Consider the following 17,543-nt stretch of genomic DNA (forward strand, 5'->3'; position numbering starts at 1 on the left):
TCTCCTTCATTGATTCTCACGTTCGCGCCGCCGCGCCTCGGCGTCGATGGTCTCGGCGAGATCGGGGTGCCTTGCCATCAACAGGCGGAAATCGACGAGGTCAAGCACCAACAGCCGGGTAACCTTGCTGGTCGAGACGCTGGCCGCGCGCTTGGCGTTGCCGAGCAGCGCCATCTCGCCGAAGAACGCGCCTTCGCCGAGCTTCACCTTGCGTCCGGGCAGGTCGACCTCGACCTCGCCGGCGGCGACGAAGTACATGCAGTCACCATTGGTGTCCTTGCGGATGATCATGGTGCGCGGCGGCAGGTCCATGGTCCGCAGCACCTGGGTGACGTCGGCGATCGCGGCCGGGCCGAGATGCGCGAAGAACGGCACCTTGCTGACGGTCTCCCAGGTTTTTAGAAAATTGTCGCGGCGGGTTTCGTTGGCAAAGCCGGTCGCCAGAATACCGGTCCACAGCCCGAACACGCCGAGGCCCGATATCATCACCATCGCCGCAACGATCCGGCCGAGCGGGGTGATCGGCACAACGTCGCCATAGCCTGTCGTGGTCAGCGTCACCACCGCCCACCACAGCGCCGCCGGCACGCTGCCGAAGGTCTGCGGCTGGACGTCGCGCTCCAGGAAATATTCGGCGACCGAGGCCAAGAACACCACCATCAGGAAGATCACGAGCACGCTGAGCAGCGGGCCGGATTCCACGACGAGCACGCGGCGCAGCTGGCGCAGGCCGGGAATGCCCGGCACCACCTTGAGCATCCAGAGCACGCCGAGCAGCCATGCAGTCTTCGGCTCGATGCCGGCGAGCAGCGCCAGCGGCACCGCCAGCGCGCCGATCGCATCGACAATGCCGGCGCTCGACAGCGCGTAGAACCAGAACTTGCCCTGCCGCCGCATGTGGCGCAGCCGCACCAGCCATTCGAACACGAAATAGGCAAGGCAGGCCCACAGCAGCGCATCGACCCAGTGCGGGACCGCGTCATAGGCCGGCGCGACCGTCAGCAGCGTCATCATGGCGACGCCGAGCGTGACCGCGACATAGGCCGCGGTGGTCATGTTGCGGCCGGCGGTGGCGGAAACGAAGCGCGTCAAGGCCGGAATGACGAGCGGCTTGGACATCGGAACGGAGCTTGCCTGTCGCTGAACTGCTGGAATCAAGGCCCTGCGAGCGGCTGAGCCTGTGTCACAACGTGCCTCTCCCGGTTGAGGCCGTCAACGCGCAGGCCGCGGCGGGATCATCGCGTATGTTGGACACATGGTCTGACCATGTTGGGCCGTTTTTGCGCTCGCGAATGTGAGAAATCAGACAAATCGCCGCTTTTTCACCGTATATCAGGGATGCAGGTCACCGATGCGACCGTGGCCGGAATGAAGCGACTAATAGGGCGATCTTGTTCACTTCTTGAGAAATTGGTTGGTTTCCGATGGATACCTCACATCTCGCGGAGCACGCCGGCGCCGCCGGCAGTTTCTTCGCATCGATCTTTGTGGTCGCCACGCTGTCGATGCGGACCATGATCCCGTTGCGCGTCTTCGCCATCCTGACCAACATCATCCTGATCGCGACCGCCGTCCCGACTCACAATTACGCGACGCTGATCCTGCATGCCGTGCTGCTGCCGGTGAACACCTATCGTCTGCACCAGATGCTGCAGCTGGTCCGCAACGTGAAGAAATCGGTCAACAGCGATCTGTCGATGGATTGGCTCAGGCCGTTCACGACGGAACGCCAATGCACGGCGGGCGAAGTCCTGTTCTACAAGGACGAGAAGGCGGACAGCATGTTCTACATCGTCAGCGGCCGCTTCCGCCTGGTCGAATCCGGCATCGAGCTGCCGGTCGGCGCCCTCGTCGGCGAGTTCGGCATGCTGTCGCCGTCGAACACGCGCACCCAGACGCTGGAATGTGTCGAAACCGGCATGGTACTGTCGGTGACCTATGATCAGGTCGAACAGCTCTACGTCCAGAACCCGGCGTTCGGCTTCTACTTGTTGCGTCTCTTCAGCGCGCGCCTGTTCGAGAATATCGCGACGCTCGAACAGCGGCTCGCGCAGCACGCCACCCCACCGGTCGCGGAGCCTAAACCTGCATGAGCCCCGCGACGAGTTCTGGAGGCGCCGCAGTGCCGGATGACGACAGTCTGCTGGCTTCGCTCCGTTACCTGTTTGCCGATATCATCGGCGACGATGACGAGGGGCCGCCGGTGCTGCCCGAGGCCTGCCCGGACCATCTCGGTCCGGCCGTCACCGAGGCCATTCAACTCTTGATCGCCTATCAGAGCACGAGCTACGCGCAGCTCTATATCGACCGGCTCAAGCGCTTCGTCGGCCGCCGCGGCGTCGACGATGCGCTGCTGGCCGAGATCGCGCGGCTGATGGCGGAGCGCATGGCCTATGAGGATGCGATCCGCATCGCGCAGCTCAAGCTCGGCGAGGTCAATGCGGCGGGCCGCCCTGCGGCGCGCTCGGCCGACGACGTCAAGAAGCTCCGGCTCGACGAGTTGATCGACGCTCTACCGGCCATGGTTGCCGATCCGATCCTTGCCGTGCTCGATCAGTTCGGCTGGCGTCGCCGCCGGGTCTCGATCCGCTTCAGTGCCAACAACCGCTTCAGCATTCGCCGGCTCAGGATCGAGGCGGGCCTGAAGCGCTGGCGGCTGTTCTCCGGGCGCTATGCCAGGGAGCGGGTCTGGGTCGAGCGCTGGCTGCACATGATCGACCGCAGCCTGACCAAGCAGCCGGCCGCCACTCCGGCGGTCGTGCAGACCGCGACCATGATCCAGGGCTACGGCGATCCCTACCGCCAGGGCATCGCGGACTGGCACGTGATCATCGACGGGCTGGTCAAGCCGACCTTCGACGGCGTGCTCGCGCTTCCCGATCTTGCCGGCGCCATCGCGGAAGCCCGCACCGCCATCATGCCCGATCCGCGGCAGGCATCGCTGAAGCGCAAGGTCGCCGAGATTCGCGCGCGGGTGACGGCGCCAGCTGCATAGGTTGCTCCGCCGTCATTGCGAGGAGCGAAGCGACGAAGCAATCCATACCTCGACTTGCGGCGCTATGGATTGCTTCGCGAAGCCCGTCATCGGGCGCGCGTTCGCGCGACCCGTTGGCTCGCAATGACGCGGGGATGACGGGTCAATAGCCGTCGGTGCCGTCACCTACCGCTTCACGTGCGGCGGCTCGTCGTAGCCGCGGCGGCTGGAATAGAACAGCAGGCCCATCAGGCCGATGCAGACTGCGGCGAGAACCGCAACGCCGATCGTGAACACGATGATGCCGTAGGTCGGCACCGGAGCATCTATGCCCAGCCCCTCATAGGCGTAGGCGCCGACGGCGACCAGGAAGGCCAGCAGGCCGATGCTGATTGCAATGCGCATTGCTTAGCTGCCTTTGCCAAAGGCCAGGAGCAGCGCGGCAAGTTGACGTTGGCGATTATGCCGTGGCGGTGGCCTTGGCCAGCGCCTGCTGCCCGGCTTCGGTCAGCTCGGGGAGCGTTGTCCTGCCGCTCTTGGCGCACTTGATGATGTATCTGGCAACGTATTTGCGGGTGGCATGTTCCTCGCCATGACGCGACTCGGCGCATACGTGGTCGAGCGCAAAGTTCATGGCGGCGAGCGTACGTGAATCAAATCGTTCCTCGATCATCGCAGCTCTCCCATCGCAGCTCTGTTGGCCCACGGCTATTTGCGGAGCATCAGCAAATAGCTGACTTCCATCACGGTCTCGGTCTGCCTGGCTTTCTTCATCAGCGTTTCGCGTTCCCGACCCGGCGGTAGCTTGCGTGCTGCAATACGCGCATCTTCGGCGAATTTTTGCAGGCGGTCCTCGAACGATCCGCGAGGCCGCGACCTGTTGCGTCTCTTCTTGATCATGCCGCCTCCGACCTGGAACCAGCGATACTAGGCATGTTCCCCGGATGCCGTCGTTAACCCATGACATCAGGCTGCGCGAAATCGTCGCCGGGCGCGCAGGAACGATCTCCGGAGCCGCGCGTAACACCCGTGCGTTCGCTGCTTTGCTCCCCGAAAGGCGGTGGACCGTTCCGGTGACGGGCCTCGGCGGATTTGACCGCCGGGGCCCGCCTATCTCGGAGGGGACAGGCAAGGTGCGGCAGCAGCCGGCCGACGCGACTGCGCTCAGCCGCTCGCAGGACCGATCCGCGAAAATCCAACGCGCGAAGCGACGCGTGATCCGAAATCGAACGACGGCAGACGAGCCCGGGGCATACGGCATGACGCCTTGCCGTCGCGGCGATCTCGCGACCGGCCGAACGGTGTTTCGCTGTGCAGCAAAAAAAACACGGCAGTCCGGCTGGAACCGGGGCAGGAACGATGATCCCGCTCCACCGTTGGCCCCGCGAGATCAATGGAGAATTGCCATGACGATGGACGAGAGGGAGCTCGGAAACCTGATCGGCAGCGACAAGGTCGAGGGCACCGCGGTCTATGGAGCCGACGAGCGCAAGATCGGCTGGATCGAGCGCGTGATGATCGACAAGAAGAGCGGCCGGGTATCCTATGCCGTGCTCGGCTTCGGTGGTATCCTTGGCCTCGGCAACGACCATTATCCGCTGCCCTGGCAATCGCTCAAATACGACACGCGGCTCGGCGGCTACGTCACCGGCGTGACCGAGAAAGAGCTGCGCGGCGCGCCGAAATACGGCAGCGAGCGGGACTGGAATTGGGCCGATATCGGCACCACGCGGGCGGTGAATGACTATTACGGCGTGCCGTTCGTCTGAGCGATGACGGCTCTTCTAACGGTCTTTGGGACGGCCGGTCCCTGAGACGGCGTTCGGGGCGCCAACGGCGATGCCCCAACAGTAGCTGAGCTGGGCGGCACCAGAGGACGACACTGTCGAGTCCTCTGGTGTTTGTACACTAGTGCACATACCTCAATAGCTGTGCGATGTAACATACGTTATTGAAATCGGCCCGGCAGTTACCCGATTAAACATCCGGGGAGACCAATGTCGTTGGCGTCGCTAGTCCGGAAATTGGAGCAGTTCGTACGGCTTTCGCCGGTCGATCACGTCATTCTCAATCGCGCGTCGACCGAGCGCGTCCGGCACTTTGATCCGCGCGTCGATATCGTCCGTGAAGGCGAGAAGCCGAAGGACGTCCACCTGATCCTGTCCGGCTGGGCTTGCCGCTACAAGCAGCTCGAGGACGGCCGCCGCCAGGTGGTGTCGTTCTTCCTGCCCGGCGACATCTGCGACGTGAACGTCTTCATCCTGCGCGAGATGGATCATTCGATCGGCACCATCACCGCGGTGTCGATCGCCGATCTCTCCCGCGAATTCTTCGACAAGGTCGCCGCCGGGCATCCGCGTATCGTCACCGCGTTCTGGTGGGAGACCCTGGTCAATGCGGCGATCCAGCGCGAATGGACCATGAACCTCGGCCAGCGCACGGCGCTGGAGCGGATGGCCCATCTGCTCTGCGAGATCTGGCTTCGGCTGCGTCTCGCCGGTCTGACCCAGGGCGACAGCTGCGACTTCCCGCTGACCCAGGGCGACCTCGCCGACGCCACCGGGCTCTCCAAGGTCCACGTCAACCGAACGCTGCAGGAGCTGCGTGCCGAGGGCCTGATCGTGCTCAAGGGCAAGACCCTGGCCGTGCCCAATCTCGATCGGTTGATGCGCGCCGGCCTGTTCAACCCGAATTACCTGCACATGGATCATGAGGGGCGGCAACTCGATGCCGGCGGGGCACCGCCGGACGCCGCGGCGGGATGACCGCCGCGCCATTCGGGAGCGCCGTAACGTGTGTTGCTCCACCGGCGCAGGCGGGATCGGGGGGGGGGACAGCCGCCGACTTGAGCGAGCGGCCGATGTCGCCGAAACCTCAAATTGCCCGCCTAGGAACGATTTCCCTGGTTGATTTGTTGCAGACAGTGCCGCCGACAACGACGGAGGCGAGTGGATGCTGCGCTACTTCTTCGACATCAGAGACGGCAGCGGGCTCTATCCGGATGAAGAGGGGCTGGAGTTTCCGGATCAAAGAGCCGCGGAAATGGAAGCCGCCCGCACGCTGGGCGAGCTGGCCAGGGACCTTGCGACGCTCCACGACCGGCAAGACGTTGCAATCGAGGTGCGGACGGAAGACGGCCCCGTCTTCAAGGCCGCCTTCATTTTCGAGACGAACAATCCAAGGCAGTAGAGCTGTCGCAGTCGGCAGCAAGCCACTCGCCGGTGGGCCGTTCGTATTTTTGGATTTCCAGCCCCCGAACCGGCCAACCAGCGACCCCTAGCACCGGAGGTTTGGCGGCGCCAAGGGTCGCTACTCCCGATGGGCTTGGGGGCTAAGGTCGGGAGCTCAGAGTCGACTCCCCGTGTTCTGCTTCGTTCCAAGCTGCCGTCCTGATTCCCGCCCGCTGGTGCCCCAACCGGACGGCTGCCGAAATAGGCAGCGGAAAGTATTTTTCGTCGCCTAACCTGCGTTATCGAACGATGCTTGATATCGTACTCAGATATATCGTCACCGCCCGGCCCCTCGCACCTATCGGTGATGAGAGCCGCATCGCTCCCGCCCAACGCAGACAGGGAGCAGCGCCATGCAAACGCGGCGTCGTTTCAAGCAGACCGAAACTCTACAAGAGCGGCTCGCGCAATTCGCGGCCGATAGCCTGAAGCGGGCCAGCAACATGCCTGCCGGAGTCGAACGCGACAATCTGATCAAGCGAGCCCGCCAGGCAAGCGCGGCCGCTCAGATCGACGAGTGGATCAGCTCGCCCGGCTTGCAGTCGCCGAAGTGATAATGTTCTGCTGTGCCCTGCGACCAGGTAAACGATCGGGAGTGGCTGACGGTCCTCGGCCTGCTCGGCATGCCGCTCTCGCTTGATTCCGATATGTTCCGATTTTAGGAACAGTCATGACATGCCGGACGTTTTCGTCTCGGCGATTGGACGATCGCCGAACTGCGCGCGGCATGCCTGCGATCTCTGGAGCAGGGTCCGCGCGCTCTTCATCGGAGGCCGGAATGGAAATCGGATTCTTTGCCGGGTCATTTGTCCTCCTTGTGGCGCTGATCTATGCCACGCTGAACTGGCACTATCGGGACAGGCGCAAAGACAAGATCATCGACCAGATGGTCCGCGATCGCTTCAGCAATGACGAGACCTGATTGATCTCAGCTGTTCGCATGCGTGGTCGGCCACGCGCCGCGCGTACTATCGTTGTGGGAATGCAGATCAGGCACTGGAGGGCCTGGCGCCTCGAAGGCGATCGAGGGGCCGGGCTGAATTTCCAGCGTCGCCGTATTGTCAGGGCGCGATTGATTGGTGGATCGCAGGGCGTTCGTCCTGTGCTGCGATCACACCTGCGTTTCAGGCCGCTTCGGCGTTCACCACGGAGACGGCAATCGAGCTCAGCGTATCGTCGGTTTTCTTTTCTTCGTTCAAGGTCTGATCGAGCAGTTTGACGGCATCCGGCATCTTGAGCTTGTCGGCCCAGGCCTTGAGGGTGCCATAGCGCGAAATTTCATAGTGCTCGACTGCCTGGGCGGCAGCGAGAAGACCGGCATCGAGCGCGGGCGCGTCCGCGTACTCCTCCATGATTTCCTTGCCTTCATCGAGGATGCCCTCGATGGCATCGCACTTCTTGCCCCGGGCGGGCTTGCCGAGGATCTCGAAAATCTTCTCGAGGCGCTCGATGTGGCCTTCGGTCTCGTCATGATGCTTCTCGAAGGCGGCGCGGAGCTTGTCGTTCGCCGCTGCCTTCGCCATTTTTGGCAGCGATTTGTAGATTTGCTTCTCGGCGTAATAGATGTCCTTGAGGGTATCGAGGAAGAGAGCGTTGAGGTCTTTTTCAGCCATGGTCGGCTCCGCTGGAAATGATGCTGAAGATGAACCCCTCCAACGGTCGGCCGTGACCGCTGTTCCTATTCAGCCTGATGGTGTAGCGCGTCAGCCATTGAGTGCACTTTGCAACACAGCGGAGCGGTGCGGGCCTGACAGATCAGCCACGATTGCGCAGTTGGAGCCGGGTTAGGGACGTGACCCATCTGTCGCAGGCGTGCGCAGGAACGAAGGCCTCTCGCCTCGGTTGACCGGTCTCTCAATGACGGAGGTCACGATGGATTGGAATCGGGTTGAAGGAAACTGGAAGCAGATGAAGGGTAAGGTGAAGGAGCAATGGGGCAAGCTGACGGATGATGACCTCGACGTCATCGCCGGCAAGCAGGACCAGCTCGAGGGCCGTCTGCAGCAGCGGTATGGTTACGCCAAGGACCAGGCCCGGAAGGAGATCGACGACTGGTATGGCCGCCAGACCTGGTGAATGCAGAAGCCCCGCACTTGCGGGGCTTCTTTCGATTTACGCTGGTCCGATTACTTGCCTTCTGGGACCCAGGTCGTGCTGGCCTTGTCGTACTTGAAGCCCCGGCGCCGACTTCAATCCGTCCTTGGTCTCGTTCAGGGTCAGCCACCATTTGTTGTCCTTCTTCGCCGTTTTTACGGCGGCGAACGGAACGATGACATCCTTCTCTCCGGCGCCGAGAAAGCCGCCGACGCCGATCACCAGGCCGTTGACCTTGCCGGACTTGTCGACCAGTACGTCATCGACGTCGCCGATCTTGTTCTGCTGCGGATCGTACACCGACTGCTTGTAGTAGTTGGTCACGGTCCAGCTTTCGGCCGGCGCGGCCGACATGGTCTCGGCGGCATACGCCGCCGTCATCATTCCAGTCGCAACGATACATCCTGCAATGAGCTTAATCATTGTCTCTCCTCCATATGAGTTAGGTTGTAACCTCACCTAGTTGGAGAAGTTCCTCTTCTGCGGATGCTGGAGAAATGGACTCGATGTGAGCACTTCGCGCTTGGCCCGGCGCTCGCGACGCCTCGCGATGGCTGCGGCTTGCAGATCGGGCGTACGGCTGCTGCCAGCAAGCGGCGCCGATAGGAACGAGCGTGGGGGGTCATGGCGTTTGACTGTCGTCGTTCGTGGCAGAACGGCATCAGCGAGCTCCGGCTTCAACCTCCCCCGGAGGAGCCGGAGCTCAAACTCCGACTTCGAGCGAACTGGCGACCTCCGTGCCCCGATATTTCTTTCACGCCCATCATCTGACCGAGCAGCGCGATGAGAACGGGGAGGAGCTTCCGGACAGCCATGCTGCCTGGAAGGAGGCGACCGTCATGGCAGGGAAAGTGCTGCAGGACGTCGACGGCACGTCACGGACGAGATTTCCCTGCCGCTTTTCCGCCTGGTCATCTCAGCTCGGCGGCCGCGTTGAGCATTAAGTCGAGATCAGCCGCTCGGCGAGCTCTAACGTGGCTTTTGCGAAGGATCTCACCTTCGGCATTCGACTAAAGGCGGACCAGGAAATCATTGGCCTGCGATGGCTCCCGGCCTGAAACGCGAATTTCAAGCCGGGGCCTTTTCATGCTGAGGCCGGCTCCTCGGGCCTCAGTGAAGATAGCCGATCAGGTAGATGCCGCCACCCACGACGATGATGGCCGGTACGGCCCGAAGCATGATGACGGGCATCGCTTCGCCGCCTCCTATTGGGAGCTGCACACCTTGACGGTCTTCATGCCGGTCTCGGCCTCGGAGCGCGTCTTGTAGATCGTGCCTGAGGGACTGACGATCGTGGTCGTCGTGTCGACCGGCTTCTTGTCGACGATCATGCACTTCTGCGTCTTCACGTCCTGCACGACGTAGAATTCGTCCGCTGCAAATGCGGGTGCGACGAAAGCGGCAAGCATCGATGCCGCAACAATTGCTTTGACGTTCATGTTGTCTCCTCCAATAGCCGTGTGAGACGGCGAAGGTGAAACGGAGAAAATATGGCAATGGTTCCTAAAGTTGAACCTGCGGAGCGGCAGCAGAAGGAGCCGCTTCCCTGACGTGGCGCCCGAGCGTATCGGCCGCCGCACGAAGCGCTGCGATAGGAACGGTCGGTTCGTCTGCGACGTTGAGCGAGCGACGTTTGTGGGAGGATGCGATGATGACTGCTGCGCAGTGCGAAGAGTTCGCGGAGCAGTACAAAGAGCTTTCGCGAGCGGGCGGCATTTCCAGGGACCGAGAATTCGTCCTGAAGAACATCGCCAGGAGCTTTAAGGGCCTGGCCAGCCAGCTGGACAGGCTGGCCACCCTTGCGAGGGACGAGGAGAGCCGGGGCGCCTCAATTGCTGGCCATCGATGATGCGGCGGAATGAGTGAGGCTGCGAAGAAGCTGCGCAGAAAGACAAGGCCGGGAAAGGCGGCATCAGGTAGCCAGCTGGAGGGTGGATGTCTTGAGCGGCGCGAAGTCCGCGCTGCTCATGTCCAGCAGGAGGACGAGTTGGATCGCATCGACCTCGTGCTCATCGTCACGTCGCTGCTGCTGCTGTTCACCGTGGCGCTCGTCGCCCTCATGTCTGAAGCGCCGTTCTAGCAGCATGGAGCGCGTGCCGACTGATGTCGCCGACCGAGCCCGCCATTGTCTACGTCGCGGATCTTGCCGGTGTCATCAACCAGTCGGACAGATTTGCGGCAGCTTCGTTTTGCCTTGCCTTTCGAAGCAAGGCTTCGCGCTCCGACCCCGGTGGCAGCTTTCTTGCGCGTTGCCTGAGCTCCTGCGCCTCCAGATTCAATCTCTCTTCAAGTGACAATATGTGCTTAACGCGCCGTCGTTGCTGCGTCATCGATCCTCTTTCCCACAGCGTAAAATGACTACCAAAAACGGAATTCATAACGCTGCCGGATGGGACAGGTTCCTGGGATTTATGGATCGGGCTCGGCGGCCGCTATTGTCCGCTCAACCTCGTCGGCCAGCGCGCTGTGGTGTGCCGCGAGCTTGGCGAACAGCTCTTTCTTGGTGGCGTGGGTCGCGAGCTTGCTGATCAGCTCGCACTCCGCAGCCTCGTTGCGAAGCTTCTCCAGATGCGCACGCATATCCTTCATAGGGTTCGTTTCCGTTCCCTGGGACTAGCTCCGTGTGGCTTCGACCGGGGTCCCGCCGAGGCCGGGATCAAGCGGAACTTTATGGGAACCGGACCCGTTAGCATAGTCGGGTCCCTGCCGCGCCCGGCCTGGGACGGCTCCGGTGTTCCTGCCCCCAAAGCCCACCGGAGCTGTCTCGGTATTGCTACCGGCGACCCGGGCAATCCCGGCGGGCCGGCACCGAGTGAATGGCCGTCATCGCCGGGATTGATGCCACGCGAGCCGCATCGCTTCGTTGGCGGTACGTAGTCGAGGAGTCAGCGATGGCTTCCGGAAAAATTGGCACGGCTCATCGCGTGCCGGGATGCGCGGTTTGTTCCAGTCGCCCTAATATGAAGACGCGGGATCATGCCGTAGCCTGTATCGATGTTTCAGACGTTCTTCAGTCGTCCGTACGGCATAATGGATGCGATCGAGGTCAGCACCTTCCCTTGCGCTTACGACGAGGGTCCAGGTGTCGCCGGCATGTTCGAGATGAACCGAGACCACATATTCAGCGCCTGGAAATGACCGAATCTCCTGCAGGGCAGTCAACTCCAGGTCCTTTGCCAAAATCAGCGTCTTGACCACCGTGGTGCTCCCGGCCAAGTCGAGAAATCAACGGGTGGCGAAGAATTGCGTTCCTTCGCCCTGGGCGTCGTCGAAGCGACGCAATGACGCTGGCGCTCTGGCGCGGTCCGGTCTGGACACTCGACCGTACGAATTTGGACGCGTCGGGTTCGTCCCTGCGAAAGCAGGGGCCCATAACCACCGATGGCTATGGGCGAGCGATGTTGGAACGGCGAGTCTCTTCAACTACACCGGCCGCGGAGCATGAGTCACTGGTTTCGCAGGGACGACGGTTGCTATGGGGAGCGACCGGCGCGTGAACCACAGCAACCGCAAGCCGTCGGGATTCTCACCCGTTCGCACTTTTCACAACCACGAGATTTTCATCCGGTGTCGCCGGGTGACGCTTGAGATGATCGCGGCGCAGCGCGATCTCGTCGCGGACCAGCTCATAGCCGAGCTTGAACGTGTCGAGGCCGTCGCTGGAAACGGTGCCGTCGCGCAGGCCGATCACCGCGCCGCGCAGGATCGCCTCGAGCTCGTCCTGCAATTCGTCGAGATGCTCGACGCAGGTGGCGTGCGCGACGCGCTCTCCGATGTCGAGGATCCGGCCCGCCAGCTCGCTGGCCTTCTCCGGGGCGACGCGGGTGATCTTGGTGTAGATCGCGGCGAAGATCGAGCCGATGATGCTCAGCGCCGCGGCGGCGAGATACATCACGTCGCTGTAGCGGTCCATGAATGACTTGGTATCGTCGTTGATGTACTCGGCGGCACCCTGATGGGCGACGATGAAGGCGTCCTTGTCGGTCGCCGCCGGCTCGATCTTGGAGGCGAAGCCGTCGTCGAGCGCGAGCTCGGACTTGTTCTCATAGACGATACGCGCGAGCTCGGCGGCCGTCGTCGTGGACATCGCGGATTGCGCCACCAGCAGCCATTCCAGCCCGATAGTGTCGACGTCGTCATCGGGGATCGCCGGCGAGGACGACAGCATCCCGGTCGACACGGTCTCCTCGGAAATCGCCGGATATTTGCGCGCCAGCGCCTTGGCCTCGTCGATCGCGTTCAGCGTGAAGCCGGCGCGCTTGGCATATTGCTCGTAGGTCTTGTCCTTGACGATCTTCGAGGCATGCTCGATTACGACCACGGCGGCGAAACCCGAGGCGAACAATTTGTCGAACGGTGTGTTCGGCGGCGCCTGCTGCACCCGCTGCGCCGCATCCGGGCTGTCGGAGATCTCGAGCGCGCTGCGAACGAAGTTGACGCTGTTCTCGCCGTCGCCGACGACGGCGATCTTCTTCCGCTTCAGCTCGGTCAGCGACTTGATCTTCTTGCCGCCGGGGCTGAGCACCAGCACCACGTCGTGCTCCAGGATCGCGATGGCGCGGGCGCGCGGCGGCACCTTTGTGTCGGTGCGCAGGACGGCAAGCGCAGCGTCGCGGCGATCGAACTGCGCCAGCGCCCGAGCGTTGTCCGGGTTCGGCGCGATCTTCAGCCGCAGCTGCGACGAATTGTTCTTGAGCACGGTTGCAAGGCGGGCGGCGAACTTGGCCTCCGGGCCGTTGGCATTGCCGACCGCGAACACCAGCGTCTCGGAATTGCGCAGCCAGAGGCGGCCGCCGACCACGGTGATGGCGCTCAGAAGCAGCGTCAGCAGGGTGAAGATGATGATCTGCGCGCGGTTGCTCTTGGCGACCGGCGGGCGGGGCCGCGGCGGCATCGGCGCAGGCGAGGGGGCTTCCGCACTCATGCTGGTCACCTGGCTCGTCACCCGTCCGGGACGGCCCATTGCCGCGGCTGGATCGGCGCGGCGCTGCCCGGTGAATCCGTAAATGGCTATAAAAGAAAGAAAATTTCCTGTGTTGCCGACGATATACCTCCCCGGGGGGAATGCAAACCGGCCGGCGGCCGTAACCCTGACCTCGGCCGAACTGCGCCGCGATGCCACATGACCATCGCCACTATCGACCCCCGAACCCAGATGTGATTTTCGGAGAGCCGCAGGTGCATTCCGCCGCCGGAGATGTCATAAATGAGACACGCTCGGTTTGCGGAATTGTGCTGACGGCCTGACCCGGATTTCTTGCAATCACATTCATCCCAGTAAGGGGCGTCAGCTTGTTGATTCCTGCCATGTCATCGTCGGTGTCGGTTGGTGCCCTGGTCGGATGGATGCTGCTTCTCACGGCGAAGCACATCATCGCCGACTTCATGCTGCAGAACGCCTGGATGGCGATCGGCAAGGACCAGAAGACCGGCTGGGCCATGCCGCTGCTCGCACACTGCCTGGTCCATCTCGCAGTCGCGCTGGCGCTGATCCTGGTGGTGGCGCCACGGTTCTGGTACGTCGCCTTCGTCGACTTCGTGATCCACATCATCGTCGACCGCTGCAAGGGCATCTGCGCCTCGCATTTCGGCGTGACGCTGGAGTCAGGCCATCCCTGGTTCTGGACCCTGATCGGCGTCGACCAGGCGCTGCACCACCTCACCGGATTTGCGCTGTCGATCTACATGGCTGCGAACTGAGCGGCCGACGCACGCCGCTTCCTTCCTCGCGAGTAGCCGACCGCCCGCTCCGCGGGAGGATGTGATTCGCGTGCCACGGGCAAGGGGCTCCGGAGACGACCGGAGGCCGTGGTTAACCTTTCGTTAGAGGATTGCGCGGCATCTTCCCGATCGAGGGGGATTTGCAAATGTTTTCAAGCCGCGACGCCTTCGAGAACGATGCCTGCCCGGTTGCCGACGACCTGCTCGGCCAGATGTACCGCGCCAATCCGAACGGGCTTTCGTTGCTGGTCGCCAATGTCGCGCCCGATGTCAGGGCGAGGCTGGCGCTGTTCTGCTATCGCCGCAGCCATCTGCACGCACTCGCGGTGGCGATTGCGTCGAGCTGCAGCGAGTGGGAGTTGGTCAATTCCGGCGGCCGTGTCGGGTCGACGCTGTACGCGCTGTCGCGTGAGCCGGCCCGCGCCGCGACCGTGTCGCATGGCGGCCGCAAGCCGATCACGCTGTCGACCAAGCCGCTGTCGACCTTCGCGCCGATCGTCGATGACGAGCTCGACGACGAGGACGTCAGCGAGACGGTGAACGCTTAAGGCGCGCGTTCAGATCGGCTGCGCGCTCGGAATGAGCGGCAGCCCGTGCCGGCGCCGCGCCATCGCGCATTCGGCGTCGCCCGGCAGACAAATGCGGCACACCTCAGGCCGCACTGCATAGACCTCGCAGCGCGTCGCCTTTCCCACCTGGCCCGATAGCGCCGAGCAGCGGTCGCCCTCGCAGCGCATCCCCGACTGCCGCGCATTGACGAATTGCGGCGGGATCAGATCGAGCTCTGCGTCGTCCTCTGTCGTGAAGCGCGGCCAGTTCTCCGAATAGCTGCAGCAGGCGCCGCAGGATTGGCACGGGCTCGCGTCGGCTGCGTCGATCGTGTTGTCGGCCATCAGGTGTCCCTCGGCGCTTCCCACACCAGGCTGCGCCGCCAGCGCGCCCTGAGCAGGTCGCGCCGCTCCGGATATTTCTCGTCGTGATAGACCGCAGTGACCACGCGGTCGGTGCGGAAACTGCGGAAATCCTTGCGCAGCTCGCACCAGGCGGCGAGCAGCCGCACCGCCTCGTGATAGCCGACCGCGATCGGCCAGATGGTGCGCTCGCTATCGCGGCCATGCTCGTCGCGATAGTTGAGCGTGATCTTCTTGCCCTCGTGGATCTGGCTGCGGGTCCTCACCATGTCGATGCGGTCGGGCTCCCGGTTCCAGGCGGAGCGGGCGCGGCTTGCGGGCTCCAGCACGAACGGCCGCAGCCGGTCGGGCACGGTCTCGGCGATCTTGGCCATCAGGTCCTCGGCCGCGCGCGCCAATGCCGGGTCGGCGTGGCCGACCACCCATTGCGCGCCGAGCACGCAGGCCTCGATCTCGTCGGGTGTCAGCATCAAAGGCGGCAGGTCAAAACCCTTCTCGAGGATGTAGCCCATGCCGGCCTCGCCGCGGATCGGCACCCGCTGCTCGATCAGGCTCGCGATGTCGCGATAGATGGTCCGCTTCGAGGTCTCGAGCTCGGCTGCGATTGCATCAGCGGTCAAAGGCTTACGGGTGCGGCGGAGCACCTGGATGATCTGAAACAGCCGGTCGGCGCGTCTCATGGCAATTCTCTTCAATGGCCCATTTGCAGCTGTCTTGACGAGTGTCTTGACGGATCTCGCGGCGTCTCGACGCGCTGCCTTTTCGCGCCCCCTGTCACTGCTGCTGACAGCATGTTGGCAGCAGGTGGGGGCTATATCAGGACAACACCTCAAGTGAAGGGAATTTGTCCATGACGAATCTTGATGAACTCGGTTTCAGGCAAGCGCAGAGCTTCGCGCTGGAACAAATGATCACGGTCTACTCCACCTCCGGCGACCTGCGCTGGGCCCTGGTCGCGCTGGTCGCACAGTCGATCGGTGCGGCCTGGTCCTACGGGCGGGCGCGGCTGGTGAAACGGGTTCGCGAGGCGGTTCGCCGCCTCGCACCCGCAGGCCCGCTTGGCAGTGAATGCCACTACTGCTGACACCATGCTGGCAGCAGGGGGCGGCTAGCTTCGATTCACGACCACAGGCGATCGGGAGCTTCATATGATTACGCTTTTTGGCTTTGGCACGGGCTTCGGCTTGCCGGAAATCAGCCCCTTCGTGACCAAAACCGAGGTCCAGCTCAAGATGGCCGGGCTCGACTATCGCAAGGAGAAGGCGATGCCGCCGGCCTCTCCCAAGGGCCAGCTGCCGTTCATCGCCGATGACGGCGAGACGATCGCCGATTCGACCTTCATCCGCGCCCATATCGAAGGCAAGTACGGCTTCGATTTCGATGCGCCGCTGAGTCTGCAGGCGCGCGCACAGGCCTGGGCCTTCGAGCGCATGATCGAGCATCACGTCTACTGGGCGCTGGTCGGCGCGCGCTGGGTCGACGACACCAATTTCGCCAAGGGGCCCGCACATTTCTTCGATGGCGCGCCCGATCACATGCGCGACAAGATGCGCGAGGATGCCCAGTTCCGCGTGGCAGAGAACTATCTGTTGAGCGGGCTCGGCCGTCACGGTCCCGACGAGGATGTCGATCTCGCGCTCCGCTCGCTGTTTGCGCTGTCGGTGCAGCTCGGCGACAAGCCCTATCTGATGGGCAACGCCCCGTGCGGCACCGACGCCACCGCGTTTGGCGCGCTGGCGGGAATCCTGACGCCGTTCTTCGATTCACCGCTGCGCGAGCGCACCGAGAAGTTCGACAATCTGACCGCCTATGTCGGACGGATGATGCAGCAATATTACCCGGAATTCGCCTGGGCGCCGTTGCAGCAGCAGGCGGCCTAGGTGGTTGCGGCGGGAGCGGGCCGGCCCTTCAATGCGGCGAGCTCCGCCTCGAGCTCGGCGATGCGCTGGTCGCGCGAGGCCAGCGTTGCCGCCACATCGGCCGCGTCGAACTTCTGCGGAATGTGCTGCGGGCAGTTGGTGTCCCACGCCGCGACCTTGAACAGGATCACCTGCTCGGGCCGCGCGCGATAGCCCTGCGGCATCAGCGCGCGCGTCAAAGCCGGGTCGTCTTCCACGACCCGCGCCTCGCCCCACAGCTTGACGCGGCGGCGGTGCGCATAGTCCATCACGAAGATATACGCCTTCGCATTCTCCGACAGATTGCCCTGCGTGATGAACTGCCGGTTGCCGCTGTAATCGGCGAACGCGATGGTGTGCTTGTCGAGCATCTTGATAAAGCCCTTCGGCCCGCCGCGGTGCTGGATGTAGGGCTGTCCGTCGACTGATGAGGTCGCGAAATAGAAGCTGTTCACCTCGCCGAGGAAGCCGGCGAGATTCTCGTCGATCTCGGTGCGCCAGCCGCCATGCGTCTCGACCTCGGCGTAGGCCTCGCGCGAGCCCTTGCGGGTCTGGATCGCCTTGACCGCCGGGGTGAAGGCGACATCGCTGGGATAGGTATGAGCGTCTGACATCCGGGCCTCCCGTGACGGCCATCCTCAGCGGTTAAAATGGACGTTCCCGGATCGTAAGCAATCTGGTGGATTGACACTTCACTATTGCTCATTATGCAATA

General features: G+C 63.1%; 28 protein-coding genes. 15 read left to right on the plus strand and 13 right to left on the minus strand.

Annotation, left to right across the window (positions count from 1 at the left end):
* Nucleotides 1–6: 6 nt before the first annotated feature.
* Nucleotides 7–1,119 (minus strand): cyclic nucleotide-gated ion channel, encoded by a 1,113-nt coding sequence (locus ACVILL_RS15835; RefSeq protein WP_456729906.1) that lies wholly within the window; start codon nt 1,117–1,119, stop codon nt 7–9.
* A 305-nt stretch (nt 1,120–1,424) separates the two neighbouring features.
* Here ACVILL_RS15835 and ACVILL_RS15840 point away from each other — a divergent pair, with 305 nt between their 5' ends.
* Together ACVILL_RS15840 and ACVILL_RS15845 are read left to right on the plus strand one after the other, a co-directional pair.
* Nucleotides 1,425–2,093 carry a Crp/Fnr family transcriptional regulator gene (locus ACVILL_RS15840; RefSeq protein WP_456729907.1) on the plus strand — a complete coding sequence of 223 codons (669 nt, stop codon included), beginning with the start codon at nt 1,425–1,427 and terminating at the stop codon, nt 2,091–2,093.
* Nucleotides 2,090–2,995 (plus strand): DUF6537 domain-containing protein, encoded by a 906-nt coding sequence (locus tag ACVILL_RS15845; protein WP_456729908.1) that lies wholly within the window; start codon nt 2,090–2,092, stop codon nt 2,993–2,995. The genes ACVILL_RS15840 and ACVILL_RS15845 overlap by 4 nt, the downstream gene beginning before the upstream one ends.
* A gap of 165 nt (nt 2,996–3,160) precedes the next feature.
* Here ACVILL_RS15845 and ACVILL_RS15850 read toward each other — a convergent pair whose 3' ends face one another.
* Genes ACVILL_RS15850 through ACVILL_RS15860 form a run of 3 tightly spaced genes read right to left on the minus strand, consistent with a single transcriptional unit; the run spans nt 3,161 to nt 3,874 of the window.
* A complete protein-coding gene (locus ACVILL_RS15850; protein ID WP_456729909.1) occupies nt 3,161–3,379 on the minus strand; it encodes a hypothetical protein in 219 nt (72 codons plus the stop codon).
* 55 nt (nt 3,380–3,434) lie between these two features.
* Complete coding sequence (locus ACVILL_RS15855) at nt 3,435–3,647, minus strand: hypothetical protein (RefSeq protein WP_456729910.1); 213 nt, start codon at nt 3,645–3,647, stop codon at nt 3,435–3,437.
* 35 nt (nt 3,648–3,682) lie between these two features.
* Entirely contained in the window at nt 3,683–3,874 is a 192-nt protein-coding gene (locus ACVILL_RS15860) for a hypothetical protein (RefSeq protein WP_456729911.1), read from the minus strand.
* A 506-nt stretch (nt 3,875–4,380) separates the two neighbouring features.
* Here ACVILL_RS15860 and ACVILL_RS15865 point away from each other — a divergent pair.
* The 5 genes from ACVILL_RS15865 to ACVILL_RS15885 all read left to right on the plus strand — a co-directional run bounded on the left by ACVILL_RS15865 (nt 4,381) and on the right by ACVILL_RS15885 (nt 7,126).
* Entirely contained in the window at nt 4,381–4,743 is a 363-nt protein-coding gene (locus ACVILL_RS15865; RefSeq protein WP_456729912.1) for a PRC-barrel domain-containing protein, read from the plus strand.
* 234 nt (nt 4,744–4,977) lie between these two features.
* Complete coding sequence (locus ACVILL_RS15870) at nt 4,978–5,739, plus strand: Crp/Fnr family transcriptional regulator (RefSeq protein WP_456729913.1); 762 nt, start codon at nt 4,978–4,980, stop codon at nt 5,737–5,739.
* A gap of 187 nt (nt 5,740–5,926) precedes the next feature.
* Nucleotides 5,927–6,163, plus strand: coding sequence for a DUF6894 family protein (locus tag ACVILL_RS15875; RefSeq protein WP_456729914.1), 237 nt, complete (start codon nt 5,927–5,929; stop codon nt 6,161–6,163).
* Nucleotides 6,164–6,557: 394 nt separating this feature from the next.
* The gene (locus ACVILL_RS15880; RefSeq protein WP_456729915.1) at nt 6,558–6,758 is read left to right on the plus strand and encodes a hypothetical protein; all 201 of its coding nucleotides are present in this window, start codon (nt 6,558–6,560) and stop codon (nt 6,756–6,758) included.
* Between the two features lie 224 nt (nt 6,759–6,982).
* On the plus strand, nt 6,983–7,126 hold the full coding sequence (locus ACVILL_RS15885; protein WP_456729916.1) for a hypothetical protein: 144 nt from the start codon (nt 6,983–6,985) through the stop codon (nt 7,124–7,126).
* 202 nt (nt 7,127–7,328) lie between these two features.
* Here the strand turns inward: ACVILL_RS15885 and ACVILL_RS15890 are convergent, their stop codons facing one another.
* Nucleotides 7,329–7,817 (minus strand): YciE/YciF ferroxidase family protein, encoded by a 489-nt coding sequence (locus ACVILL_RS15890; RefSeq protein WP_456729917.1) that lies wholly within the window; start codon nt 7,815–7,817, stop codon nt 7,329–7,331.
* 259 nt (nt 7,818–8,076) lie between these two features.
* Between ACVILL_RS15890 and ACVILL_RS15895 the strand changes: the two genes are divergently transcribed.
* A complete protein-coding gene (locus ACVILL_RS15895; RefSeq protein WP_456729918.1) occupies nt 8,077–8,280 on the plus strand; it encodes a CsbD family protein in 204 nt (67 codons plus the stop codon).
* Nucleotides 8,281–8,316: 36 nt separating this feature from the next.
* Here ACVILL_RS15895 and ACVILL_RS15900 read toward each other — a convergent pair whose 3' ends face one another.
* The gene (locus ACVILL_RS15900) at nt 8,317–8,721 is read right to left on the minus strand and encodes a PRC-barrel domain-containing protein (RefSeq protein ID WP_456729919.1); all 405 of its coding nucleotides are present in this window, start codon (nt 8,719–8,721) and stop codon (nt 8,317–8,319) included.
* A 314-nt stretch (nt 8,722–9,035) separates the two neighbouring features.
* On the opposite strand from ACVILL_RS15900, the gene ACVILL_RS15905 reads away from it, so the two are divergent.
* A complete protein-coding gene (locus ACVILL_RS15905; protein WP_456729920.1) occupies nt 9,036–9,242 on the plus strand; it encodes a DUF6894 family protein in 207 nt (68 codons plus the stop codon).
* 261 nt (nt 9,243–9,503) lie between these two features.
* On the opposite strand, the gene ACVILL_RS15910 is transcribed toward ACVILL_RS15905, so the two are convergent.
* Nucleotides 9,504–9,737: a hypothetical protein gene (locus tag ACVILL_RS15910; RefSeq protein WP_456729921.1), complete on the minus strand. Its 234-nt coding sequence runs from the start codon at nt 9,735–9,737 to the stop codon at nt 9,504–9,506.
* Nucleotides 9,738–9,946: 209 nt separating this feature from the next.
* Here ACVILL_RS15910 and ACVILL_RS15915 point away from each other — a divergent pair, with 209 nt between their 5' ends.
* Entirely contained in the window at nt 9,947–10,147 is a 201-nt protein-coding gene (locus ACVILL_RS15915) for a hypothetical protein (protein WP_456729922.1), read from the plus strand.
* 9 nt (nt 10,148–10,156) lie between these two features.
* Nucleotides 10,157–10,378 (plus strand): hypothetical protein, encoded by a 222-nt coding sequence (locus ACVILL_RS15920; protein ID WP_456729923.1) that lies wholly within the window; start codon nt 10,157–10,159, stop codon nt 10,376–10,378.
* Between the two features lie 329 nt (nt 10,379–10,707).
* Here ACVILL_RS15920 and ACVILL_RS15925 read toward each other — a convergent pair whose 3' ends face one another.
* The 3 genes from ACVILL_RS15925 to ACVILL_RS15935 all read right to left on the minus strand — a co-directional run bounded on the left by ACVILL_RS15925 (nt 10,708) and on the right by ACVILL_RS15935 (nt 13,222).
* Nucleotides 10,708–10,887, minus strand: coding sequence for a hypothetical protein (locus ACVILL_RS15925; RefSeq protein WP_456729924.1), 180 nt, complete (start codon nt 10,885–10,887; stop codon nt 10,708–10,710).
* A 366-nt stretch (nt 10,888–11,253) separates the two neighbouring features.
* Nucleotides 11,254–11,496: a hypothetical protein gene (locus ACVILL_RS15930; RefSeq protein ID WP_456729925.1), complete on the minus strand. Its 243-nt coding sequence runs from the start codon at nt 11,494–11,496 to the stop codon at nt 11,254–11,256.
* A gap of 328 nt (nt 11,497–11,824) precedes the next feature.
* Nucleotides 11,825–13,222, minus strand: coding sequence for a TAXI family TRAP transporter solute-binding subunit (locus tag ACVILL_RS15935; RefSeq protein WP_456729926.1), 1,398 nt, complete (start codon nt 13,220–13,222; stop codon nt 11,825–11,827).
* A 422-nt stretch (nt 13,223–13,644) separates the two neighbouring features.
* Here ACVILL_RS15935 and ACVILL_RS15940 point away from each other — a divergent pair, with 422 nt between their 5' ends.
* Complete coding sequence (locus ACVILL_RS15940) at nt 13,645–13,998, plus strand: DUF3307 domain-containing protein (protein ID WP_083991990.1); 354 nt, start codon at nt 13,645–13,647, stop codon at nt 13,996–13,998.
* A 167-nt stretch (nt 13,999–14,165) separates the two neighbouring features.
* Entirely contained in the window at nt 14,166–14,567 is a 402-nt protein-coding gene (locus ACVILL_RS15945; RefSeq protein WP_456729927.1) for a hypothetical protein, read from the plus strand.
* Between the two features lie 9 nt (nt 14,568–14,576).
* Here ACVILL_RS15945 and ACVILL_RS15950 read toward each other — a convergent pair whose 3' ends face one another.
* Nucleotides 14,577–14,912, minus strand: coding sequence for a YkgJ family cysteine cluster protein (locus ACVILL_RS15950; RefSeq protein ID WP_456729928.1), 336 nt, complete (start codon nt 14,910–14,912; stop codon nt 14,577–14,579).
* On the minus strand, nt 14,912–15,610 hold the full coding sequence (locus ACVILL_RS15955) for a helix-turn-helix transcriptional regulator (protein ID WP_028336549.1): 699 nt from the start codon (nt 15,608–15,610) through the stop codon (nt 14,912–14,914). The genes ACVILL_RS15950 and ACVILL_RS15955 overlap by 1 nt, the downstream gene beginning before the upstream one ends.
* 170 nt (nt 15,611–15,780) lie before the next feature.
* Between ACVILL_RS15955 and ACVILL_RS15960 the strand changes: the two genes are divergently transcribed.
* Nucleotides 15,781–16,014, plus strand: coding sequence for a hypothetical protein (locus ACVILL_RS15960; protein WP_076864159.1), 234 nt, complete (start codon nt 15,781–15,783; stop codon nt 16,012–16,014).
* A 64-nt stretch (nt 16,015–16,078) separates the two neighbouring features.
* Nucleotides 16,079–16,810, plus strand: coding sequence for a glutathione S-transferase family protein (locus ACVILL_RS15965; RefSeq protein WP_456729929.1), 732 nt, complete (start codon nt 16,079–16,081; stop codon nt 16,808–16,810).
* Here ACVILL_RS15965 and ACVILL_RS15970 read toward each other — a convergent pair.
* The gene (locus ACVILL_RS15970; RefSeq protein WP_456729930.1) at nt 16,807–17,442 is read right to left on the minus strand and encodes a pyridoxamine 5'-phosphate oxidase family protein; all 636 of its coding nucleotides are present in this window, start codon (nt 17,440–17,442) and stop codon (nt 16,807–16,809) included. The genes ACVILL_RS15965 and ACVILL_RS15970 overlap by 4 nt on opposite strands.
* Nucleotides 17,443–17,543 lie beyond the last annotated feature (101 nt).

It is taken from the genome of Bradyrhizobium sp. USDA 3364, from assembly GCF_054056355.1.

Coding starts and splice junctions, on each gene's coding strand:
- ACVILL_RS15945 (WP_456729927.1), top strand. CDS start 14,166: ATGTTTTCAAGCCGCGACGCCTTCGAGAACGATGCCTGCCCGGTTGCC.
- ACVILL_RS15860 (WP_456729911.1), bottom strand. CDS start 3,874: ATGATCAAGAAGAGACGCAACAGGTCGCGGCCTCGCGGATCGTTCGAG.
- ACVILL_RS15865 (WP_456729912.1), top strand. CDS start 4,381: ATGACGATGGACGAGAGGGAGCTCGGAAACCTGATCGGCAGCGACAAG.
- ACVILL_RS15895 (WP_456729918.1), top strand. CDS start 8,077: ATGGATTGGAATCGGGTTGAAGGAAACTGGAAGCAGATGAAGGGTAAG.
- ACVILL_RS15915 (WP_456729922.1), top strand. CDS start 9,947: ATGATGACTGCTGCGCAGTGCGAAGAGTTCGCGGAGCAGTACAAAGAG.
- ACVILL_RS15965 (WP_456729929.1), top strand. CDS start 16,079: ATGATTACGCTTTTTGGCTTTGGCACGGGCTTCGGCTTGCCGGAAATC.
- ACVILL_RS15840 (WP_456729907.1), top strand. CDS start 1,425: ATGGATACCTCACATCTCGCGGAGCACGCCGGCGCCGCCGGCAGTTTC.
- ACVILL_RS15970 (WP_456729930.1), bottom strand. CDS start 17,442: ATGTCAGACGCTCATACCTATCCCAGCGATGTCGCCTTCACCCCGGCG.
- ACVILL_RS15885 (WP_456729916.1), top strand. CDS start 6,983: ATGGAAATCGGATTCTTTGCCGGGTCATTTGTCCTCCTTGTGGCGCTG.
- ACVILL_RS15925 (WP_456729924.1), bottom strand. CDS start 10,887: ATGAAGGATATGCGTGCGCATCTGGAGAAGCTTCGCAACGAGGCTGCG.
- ACVILL_RS15955 (WP_028336549.1), bottom strand. CDS start 15,610: ATGAGACGCGCCGACCGGCTGTTTCAGATCATCCAGGTGCTCCGCCGC.
- ACVILL_RS15910 (WP_456729921.1), bottom strand. CDS start 9,737: ATGAACGTCAAAGCAATTGTTGCGGCATCGATGCTTGCCGCTTTCGTC.
- ACVILL_RS15960 (WP_076864159.1), top strand. CDS start 15,781: ATGACGAATCTTGATGAACTCGGTTTCAGGCAAGCGCAGAGCTTCGCG.
- ACVILL_RS15890 (WP_456729917.1), bottom strand. CDS start 7,817: ATGGCTGAAAAAGACCTCAACGCTCTCTTCCTCGATACCCTCAAGGAC.
- ACVILL_RS15940 (WP_083991990.1), top strand. CDS start 13,645: ATGCTGCTTCTCACGGCGAAGCACATCATCGCCGACTTCATGCTGCAG.
- ACVILL_RS15920 (WP_456729923.1), top strand. CDS start 10,157: ATGAGTGAGGCTGCGAAGAAGCTGCGCAGAAAGACAAGGCCGGGAAAG.
- ACVILL_RS15900 (WP_456729919.1), bottom strand. CDS start 8,721: ATGATTAAGCTCATTGCAGGATGTATCGTTGCGACTGGAATGATGACG.
- ACVILL_RS15835 (WP_456729906.1), bottom strand. CDS start 1,119: ATGTCCAAGCCGCTCGTCATTCCGGCCTTGACGCGCTTCGTTTCCGCC.
- ACVILL_RS15845 (WP_456729908.1), top strand. CDS start 2,090: ATGAGCCCCGCGACGAGTTCTGGAGGCGCCGCAGTGCCGGATGACGAC.
- ACVILL_RS15875 (WP_456729914.1), top strand. CDS start 5,927: ATGCTGCGCTACTTCTTCGACATCAGAGACGGCAGCGGGCTCTATCCG.
- ACVILL_RS15880 (WP_456729915.1), top strand. CDS start 6,558: ATGCAAACGCGGCGTCGTTTCAAGCAGACCGAAACTCTACAAGAGCGG.
- ACVILL_RS15950 (WP_456729928.1), bottom strand. CDS start 14,912: ATGGCCGACAACACGATCGACGCAGCCGACGCGAGCCCGTGCCAATCC.
- ACVILL_RS15855 (WP_456729910.1), bottom strand. CDS start 3,647: ATGATCGAGGAACGATTTGATTCACGTACGCTCGCCGCCATGAACTTT.
- ACVILL_RS15850 (WP_456729909.1), bottom strand. CDS start 3,379: ATGCGCATTGCAATCAGCATCGGCCTGCTGGCCTTCCTGGTCGCCGTC.
- ACVILL_RS15935 (WP_456729926.1), bottom strand. CDS start 13,222: ATGAGTGCGGAAGCCCCCTCGCCTGCGCCGATGCCGCCGCGGCCCCGC.